The sequence below is a fragment of the Vibrio sp. 1457 genome (assembly GCF_033340195.1).
Classification (GTDB): Bacteria; Pseudomonadota; Gammaproteobacteria; order Enterobacterales; family Vibrionaceae; genus Vibrio; species Vibrio alginolyticus.
In genome coordinates this window covers 1-1139 of the sequence record NZ_JAWOWA010000117.1, presented here as the reverse complement: position 1 = coordinate 1139, position 1139 = coordinate 1, and the positions used below count along the sequence as shown (strand labels likewise).

Annotated in this window: 2 protein-coding genes and 1 pseudogene; all 3 read left to right on the top strand. The window is 48.8% G+C overall.

Annotated elements, in window-relative coordinates:
* Positions 1–185, top strand: a pseudogene (locus R7Z41_RS24170) (primosomal replication protein N); the annotation flags it as partial.
* 4 nt (positions 186–189) lie between these two features.
* Positions 190–417, top strand: coding sequence for a 30S ribosomal protein S18 (gene rpsR, locus R7Z41_RS24165; protein WP_000135199.1), 228 nt, complete (start codon positions 190–192; stop codon positions 415–417).
* Between the two features lie 41 nt (positions 418–458).
* On the top strand, positions 459–908 hold the full coding sequence (gene rplI, locus R7Z41_RS24160; protein WP_001196062.1) for a 50S ribosomal protein L9: 450 nt from the start codon (positions 459–461) through the stop codon (positions 906–908).
* Positions 909–1139: the final 231 nt, after the last annotated feature.

The following is a 1139-nucleotide window of genomic DNA, read 5'->3' as shown; positions in this document are numbered from 1 at the left end:
GGCAGGCGTGGTGCCAAATGCCCGTTATTGTTAGCGGACACGAAAACCAGGCCATTACTCACAGTATAACGGTCGGCAGTCGCATAACCGTTCAGGGGTTCATTTCATGCCACAAGGCAAAGAACGGACTGAGCAAAATGGTTTTGCATGCCGAGCAGATTGAATTGATAGATTCTGGAGACTAGCCATATGGCACGTTATTTCCGTCGTCGCAAGTTCTGCCGTTTCACCGCGGAAGGCGTTCAAGAGATCGACTATAAAGATATCGCTACGCTGAAAAACTACATCACCGAAAGCGGTAAGATTGTCCCAAGCCGTATCACCGGTACCCGTGCAAAATACCAGCGTCAGCTGGCTCGCGCTATCAAACGCGCTCGCTACCTGTCCCTGCTGCCGTACACTGATCGCCATCAGTAATCGGTCACGGTCCATTAATACGACTTTGAGAGGATAAGGTAATGCAAGTTATTCTGCTTGATAAAGTAGCAAACCTGGGTAGCCTGGGTGATCAGGTAAACGTTAAAGCGGGCTATGCTCGTAACTTCCTGGTACCGCAGGGTAAAGCTGTTCCAGCTACCAAGAAAAACATTGAATTCTTCGAAGCACGTCGCGCTGAACTGGAAGCTAAACTGGCTGAAGTTCTGGCAGCTGCTAATGCTCGCGCTGAGAAAATCAATGCACTGGAAACTGTTACCATCGCGTCTAAAGCTGGCGACGAAGGTAAACTGTTCGGTTCCATCGGTACTCGCGACATCGCTGACGCTGTAACTGCAGCTGGCGTTGAAGTGGCTAAGAGCGAAGTTCGTCTGCCGAACGGCGTTCTGCGTACCACTGGCGAACACGAAGTGAGCTTCCAGGTTCACAGCGAAGTATTCGCGAAAGTGATCGTAAACGTAGTAGCTGAATAATTCGTTATTCAACGAGACGTAAAAACGCCGACCATTGGTCGGCGTTTTGCTTTATAGCGAAAGCGTTACAACTGGTAGTATAACGCTCTGATATCTATTAATTAGCTTGTCGCTAACTGTACTTGCGGTTCTTCATCTTTAACTTTGATAAGCGTCCACAGCGCAATGGCGCCAATAATGTCAAAGAAAGCCAGGGCAATAAAGAACGGCGCGAAGCCGATAATGTGAACG